This is a genomic window from Blautia sp. HCP3S3_D9, from assembly GCF_052063845.1.
GTDB lineage: Bacteria > Bacillota > Clostridia > Lachnospirales > Lachnospiraceae > Blautia_A.
The window spans coordinates 1-6590 of record NZ_JBQHWS010000160.1 but is presented as its reverse complement, the minus strand read 5'-3'; the positions used below and the strand labels follow the sequence as shown (position 1 = coordinate 6590).

Annotated in this window: 5 protein-coding genes; 2 read left to right on the top strand and 3 right to left on the bottom strand. The window is 41.7% G+C overall.

Annotation, left to right across the window (positions count from 1 at the left end):
• The first annotated feature begins 333 nt into the window (after positions 1-333).
• Positions 334-1695 carry a response regulator gene (locus ACTNES_RS18565; protein ID WP_441040342.1) on the top strand — a complete coding sequence of 454 codons (1362 nt, stop codon included), beginning with the start codon at positions 334-336 and terminating at the stop codon, positions 1693-1695.
• A complete protein-coding gene (locus tag ACTNES_RS18560; protein WP_291817305.1) occupies positions 1671-2501 on the top strand; it encodes a galactose ABC transporter substrate-binding protein in 831 nt (276 codons plus the stop codon). The genes ACTNES_RS18565 and ACTNES_RS18560 overlap by 25 nt, the downstream gene beginning before the upstream one ends.
• Before the next feature lie 47 nt (positions 2502-2548).
• Here ACTNES_RS18560 and ACTNES_RS18555 read toward each other — a convergent pair whose 3' ends face one another.
• The 3 genes from ACTNES_RS18555 to ACTNES_RS18545 all read right to left on the bottom strand — a co-directional run bounded on the left by ACTNES_RS18555 (position 2549) and on the right by ACTNES_RS18545 (position 6172).
• Entirely contained in the window at positions 2549-2923 is a 375-nt protein-coding gene (locus ACTNES_RS18555; protein WP_291810565.1) for a BlaI/MecI/CopY family transcriptional regulator, read from the bottom strand.
• A gap of 321 nt (positions 2924-3244) precedes the next feature.
• Positions 3245-3886: a GNAT family N-acetyltransferase gene (locus ACTNES_RS18550; RefSeq protein ID WP_291810569.1), complete on the bottom strand. Its 642-nt coding sequence runs from the start codon at positions 3884-3886 to the stop codon at positions 3245-3247.
• A gap of 267 nt (positions 3887-4153) precedes the next feature.
• The gene (locus tag ACTNES_RS18545; protein ID WP_441040343.1) at positions 4154-6172 is read right to left on the bottom strand and encodes a M28 family peptidase; all 2019 of its coding nucleotides are present in this window, start codon (positions 6170-6172) and stop codon (positions 4154-4156) included.
• Positions 6173-6590 lie beyond the last annotated feature (418 nt).

The window sequence follows — 6590 nt, the reverse complement described above, 5'->3', positions numbered from 1 at the left end:
TGCGCAATGCGCTTCATCCACAGGTTAAGGTGGCATAAATCGTTATTTTGTTAGCTGAAATATTGAATTTTCATGGTGCAAAGCCCATTTTGGGTATGGGAAGTCTTAGTATTTTAATACTTATGCGGCAGTTGCAGAAATTATAATCTGGTTTGTGATCTTTGGTATCCTCTGGAAGAGAATGAATGACAAATATGGGGATACGGGTTCACGTAAGAAAAAATAGTTATTTTACTTAAAAAGACAGGAAGAAGCGGAATTAAGAATTAATTTGGCCGATAAACTTTGCCGTATGAATAAATAAAAACAGAAATTTAGAGACAGGGTATAAATATGGAGAAGTATTCAGTACTGCTTGTGGATGACGAGGAGGACGTTATCCAGATTATTATGAAGAAGATGGATTGGGAGAGCATGGGGTTTCAGATCGCAGGCTATGCACACAACGGTGTGGAAGCTTTGGAAATGGCAGAAGAACTGCAGCCGGATGTGGTGATGACAGATATTAAGATGCCATATATGGACGGACTGACTCTCAGCCGTAAACTCAAGGAACTTTACCGCACAGTAAAGATTATTATATTCTCAGGATTTGATGAATTTGAATATGCAAAAGAAGCGATCCAGATTGAGGTAGAGGAATATATTCTCAAACCTATTGATGCCGGAAATCTGAAAGAAGTATTCGGAAGAATACGTGAGAAAATTGACCGGGAGATGGATGAAAAAAGAAACGTAGATAAGCTGCGGGAATATTACATGGAAAGTCTTCCGATTCTTCAGGAGAACTTTTATACTTCTCTGATCGACGGCAGAATTCCAGAGGATGAGATTGAGCGATATCTTGATGATTATCAGATCAGTCTGACAGGACCATATTATGTGGTATCCATTTTACATATCAGTGCGACAGATATTTCACAGAATATGAATACATTCCTGTTGGGGGTATCCGTAAAAAAACTGGTGGAAGAGCATATGGAGGATGAATGGAAATCCAGAATCCTGATGTATCTGGGAGACATTGTGGTGATCACACAGCTGGAACGGCAGGATCAGATCAATGCATTTACAGACTTTATGGATCAGTTATGCCGTCTGGCAAAGCATGTCTGTGAAGCGGCAGTGACTGCAGGAATTGGATATGTATGTAATAATCTTCCGGATATCCGCCAGTCCTGGCAGGGTGCAAGAAGTGCGGTTTCCTATCGTGTGCTTTATGGGAATACACGGGCTATCAATATAGCAGAGATCGATCCTATGGAGAATGCAGACGAACGCTGGGAAGAACAGGAGATCCAGAAAATTCTGAAGAAAATCCGAATGGGAAGCAGGGAGGAACTGGAAGAAGAAATCGGTCAGTGCATCCATAGATTTGTAGAAGATGGAACCACCATGCAGAAATATCAGATTTTTATCATGGGTCTGATCACAGAGATTTTCAGATTCTGTACAAATAATCAGTTGGATATTACAGAATTCTATGGTGAAAAGGGAGAAGTCTTTGAGCGATGCATGCAGATGGAATCACCGGAGGAGTTAGAACAGTGGCTTCTGAAGATTGGGGAAAAGCTGCAGGAAACTGTTCAGCAGGAACGCCAGGCAAGTACAAAATCCTTTGTGTCTAAGGCTATGGAATATGTGCAGGAGAACTACAGGGACCGTAATATATGGATGCTTCTCAGAGTCAGCTGACGCAGAATGAGCAGGTTAAAAGTCTGATTGATAAAGGATGCGATGTGATATGTGTAAATCTGGTAGACCGTACAGAGCCCACTACGATTACGGATCTTGCAGAGAATAATCATGTTCCCATTATATTTTTTAACCGTGAACTGGTCGCAGAGGATCTGGAACGCTGGGCGGAACTGTATTATGTGGGGGCAGATGCTTCAGAGTCGGGAACTCTGGAGGGGGAACTGGCAGCAGATGCGTTTAAGACAAATTCTTCTATGGACAAAAATGGCGATGGTATCTGTCAGTATGTGGTGCTTGAGGGAGAAGCCGGACATCAGGATTCCATTGTACGTACTGAATATTCTGTAAACACTATGGTTGAGAAGGGGGTAGAGACGGAAAAACTGGGATATGCCATTGCCAACTGGAACAGAGCACAGGCTCAGACAAAAACCGCTGCAATGCTGACTCAGTTTGATAATAAGATCGAATTGATCATTGCTAATAATGATGATATGGCACTGGGCGCTATTGATGCATTAAAGGCATCTCAGATTCCAAAAGAGGAGTGGCCTGGTGTAGTAGGGATTGATGGCACGGATGTAGGATTGAATGCAGTAAAAAACGGAGAGATGCTTGGAACTGTCTATAATGATAAAGAAGGACAGGCACAGGAAATGTTGAATCTTGCCTTTGTGATCGCCACAAATGGAGAAAAAGATGAGATTCCGTTGCTTAATGGGAAATATGTACGGACACCGTATCATAAAGTTACATTGGACAATGTAGAAGAATATGAAAATAAACAAGGGACTGCCAATTGACAGTCCCTTATATAATGAGCAAATAAGATTAGTTAGATCAGAATGCTTTAGAGAGTTTTAATATAATTTAACAGTTCATCCTTCTCAGCTGCTGTTAATTTATGTCCGGCAGTGAAAGCGCAGACAAAATTCTTGAGAGAACCCTGATAGGAATCTTTAATGATATCCTGGGCATACTGTTCATAGAACTTCTTTTCTGTGACAGATGGGATGTAAATGGCTCTCTTTCCGCTCTTATCAATGTTTAAGAATCCTTTCTGTGATAAACGGGAAAGAAAAGTATTTACAGTCTGTTTCTTCCATTCCTTATGTTCTGTTTCGTTAAAGTGTACCATGATTTCAGAAAAAGTTGCAGGTGTTTCTCTGGTCCATAAATATTGTAAAATATAAAACTCTGTTGCGCTCATTGCATTTCGTACCATTTGTTATGTCCTCCTTATTAGTGATATGATGTGTACCTACCGATGAGGTAATAAACATTACTGATCATTCCGTGACCAGTAACTGCTAAAGTACACATGGTACAGGGATATGATGGGGTCACAAAGATATTATTTTTATTAAAAATCTGTTATTAAATAATAATTTTTGGATTGCAGACCTTAGTATTATTCTAATATAAAAACAGTAGGATTACTAGGTGTAGAAGTATACAAAAATTCAAGTAAAAAATCAGTTAATTTATCTTGTGACAGCAGTGAATTAGTAACAGGTGAAACAAAATATAGTCAGGAAATCAGTATTTATACAGTTGCTTCTCTGATCATGCAGTATTGTTTCAGCCCAAAGTGATGCTTTTCCACAATTCCATAAGTTTTAAATCCAAAATGTTTATAAATAGGAACATTGTTGGGATTGTGGGTTTCCAGAGAAATCAACATTTTATGTTGCTGGGCGTAATTGATCACTTCGTCCATCAGGATTTCGGCGAGACCATGATGCTGGTGGTCGGGATCAACTGCAAGGTAGATCACATGCAGGCGATCGGTCTGATGAAGCTGGTCGGTCCAGCTGGAGTTCAGATAATCTTTTCCCTGAATGAAATTCCAGAAGGTTTTGAGGCTTGGATCTTCCTTAATGAGACATCCGTCTGTAGTAAGGGTCGCTTTGGCCTCAGTGAGACAATACTGCAGAACATTGTAAGGTTCACTTTCATCAGAGACAACCAGAATGCTGTTCAATTCACTGCTGTCTGAGTAAATCTCACATGTCTGAAAGAACTCGGTCAGATCGCAGGAAAATAATTCCGGCAGAAGTCTTTCTCTGGTGTCATCATCAGGGATCAGGGTATGATACAGAGGATCCTGTGCGAAACAGACGGTTAACAGTTTCTGTAATCGTGGTAAATCTTCTTCCTGTACTCTGTACAAATTATCACTTTCCATGGTATGTAGTAATCTCCTTATTTATTGTCGGGGACACTTCGAATGATTGGAGAGTCCCCAAAGATATTAAACTGTAAATGTATTTAACCGAATCAAGTAAGTCTCCTGCTTCAATTGCGAAGAGCAATAAGTAGTGAAGCGGATTGCGATATTCGCTTGACTTAGATCAGGTAAGTATTGAATCGTAAGGGGAATATCCGTCTGATTAAATAACAGGGCTCTCCGTCAGGAGGATAAAAAAGCAGGCGGAATTCACTATTAATAGTATCAGATAGAAAGCAGGTTGCTGTAAACGTTATCTAACATTATCGACAGTTTGTTCACGGAGTTATTTAGATAACGGATATCATCCTTATAATAGGCTTTCTGTCTGCGCAGGGCAGCCTCCAGACGGCGGATTTCACCGTCAAGTTCAGGGGAATTTTCTTCCATGCGCTGTTTCAGTTTCTGCACGATCCCGTAGAGGTTTTCGTGATGCATGATACGTCCGGCACCCCACATCAGGCGGTCTTTTGGCTGGTGAAGGATGTATTCGGTGAAGTGGTAGTAGACTTCTTCATCGAAAAGGAATGCGTACATATTATTGTCTACACGGTAGAGTGCTTTCAGGGCATCTACGATATTTCCTTCAGATAAAGCCTGGCTGGCTTTTTCCAGCTGCTGGATGTTTTTGGAAGCAGCTTCCTGTGGAAAAATTACTTCGTCCTGCCAGTTGAGGCGTACCAGATAATCCTGTGCCTTGCGGAAAATCTTCAGCAGTTCCAGTCCTGCAGGTTCCCATTTATGACGGAAAGCAGTGCGGGCTTCGGAGTTGGAAAGTTCTGCATATTCAGCGTTGATCTGGCAGATTTTTTTATAAATATGCTCCGCAGAAACAGAAACTGTCTGCAGATTATTAAGCAGAATCGTCTGCTCCGGATCAGCAAATGAGAGTGCGTTTTCGTGGATACTGTCTGCGGCTGCATTCATGGTATTGCTGAAATTCATCGGCGGCAGGACAAGTCTGTCAATGGCCATGATCAGTTTCAGATAGCATTCATGATGGAACTGATAGACAGCTTCCTGGTAAACATCCTGGTTGTCATACTGAGAATGGTAATAATTCTGCATGAATGGACCGGCACTGAAATCATTGACTGTGGACGGGATACCTGCGATCGCCATAGAGAAATCGTCGGACCATGTCTCGATCGGAGCGAGGACAGTAATTCCGTCTGGATATGCTTCTTTCGGGACAGACAGGCTGTTTGTAAATTGTCTGATGAAATCTGCATATTCGTAGGTACAGCGGATGGCATCCTGTGTATTGTGTGCATGTGCAGGAAGCTCGAAGTTCAGGTCTGCGATCACTTTTCCCTGCCAGTCCGGATGTACACGGAATACCTGATTATAGGCTCCGGTGGACCAGTCATATTTAGAATCAATGATTCCCCATTCTTCGGCTGCCATTGCACAGAAGACGATGGTGTGGGCAGGTTTATAACCGCCTCTTATCAGTGCGCGGGCGATGCCGAGCATCATGGCGATCGCTGCATTGTCGTCCTGAAATCCGTCGAAATAGGAATCATAGTGGGCGGATAATAGAATCATAGAGTCTGTCTCAGTACCTTGTATTTTACCTACGATATTGCTGGCTTTTGTGTCCGGAATAACTCTGGAACGGGCATCGAGAGATACCTTCAAAGAGAGCTTTCGTAATAAATCAGGATCTGTTTCCTGAGTATTTCCTGCGTGATCCAGTTTTTTCAGCAGTGCATTCTTCAGGATCCGTGCATCTGCCTGGGACAGAGAGAAGGCTGGTGCAAAATCCGGGCCTGCGATATCCTGTGCATTCAGTGCAGTTTCTGCGATTTCTCCGTAGCCGTTTGCCTGAACTGCGATCAGGGCAGCAGCACCGCGCAGATAAGCCTGATAAACCGGAAAACTGATCCACCATTCATCACGCTGGTTGATCTCTACCATAACCAGCTTTCCTTTAACATTTACGCCTTCGTAATCAGCGGCAGTTCCCTTTCCAAGATAAACAAGTTCGTAATCCTGAAGGCCGTCTGTCTCGAAATTTGTCTGATATCCGCCCATCTGGAAGGAGTACTCCTGTCCGTCCTCATCTGTAAATTTCAGAACTGCTTTCTCGAATTCCCAACCGTCCAGTGTAAATGTATCTTTGGTTACATCGGTAAGTCCGATAGCTTTCATTTCCTTATATAACATATCTCCTGTAGCTGTTTCGGCATTGGAACCTGCGGTACGATAGCCCAGAATAGGGTTTGTTTTCTCTTTTTCCATGCGTTTGGCAAGCTGGTAGGACCAGTCGGTGTCAATGCAGGAAATACAGGAATCTTCAATGTTCAATGTAATCGCCTCTTTCCTGATATATATTGCTGGAAATATTTTAGCATAGCAGAGTAACTTCGACAATAATACGTGAAAATTTAGCGAAAATGTTTGCATAATTCTGCGTTGTTTTAGCGTAAAAAAGCAGAAAATGTGAAAAAAGTGTGAAAATTGTATGTTTTTAAATACAATCAAATTTTTTTTGTTAATTACTGGAAAAACTATAAAAAAATATTTTATACTGTATTCGTAAAAATTAAACCTAGATTATTCGCGGAACAGCCGTGAAACCGGCTGAAAGCCGCATAGTTACTGTGTTTTAACAGTATATTGCTTTTCACCTATCAAGTGAATGAAAAAAGAGCATCCA

Bases quoted from the DNA above. Each gene is read 5' to 3' on its own strand.
- ACTNES_RS18565 (WP_441040342.1), top strand. From the start codon at position 334: ATGGAGAAGTATTCAGTACTGCTTGTGGATGACGAGGAGGACGTTATC.
- ACTNES_RS18560 (WP_291817305.1), top strand. From the start codon at position 1,671: ATGGATGCTTCTCAGAGTCAGCTGACGCAGAATGAGCAGGTTAAAAGT.
- ACTNES_RS18555 (WP_291810565.1), bottom strand. From the start codon at position 2,923: ATGGTACGAAATGCAATGAGCGCAACAGAGTTTTATATTTTACAATAT.
- ACTNES_RS18550 (WP_291810569.1), bottom strand. From the start codon at position 3,886: ATGGAAAGTGATAATTTGTACAGAGTACAGGAAGAAGATTTACCACGA.
- ACTNES_RS18545 (WP_441040343.1), bottom strand. From the start codon at position 6,172: ATGGAAAAAGAGAAAACAAACCCTATTCTGGGCTATCGTACCGCAGGT.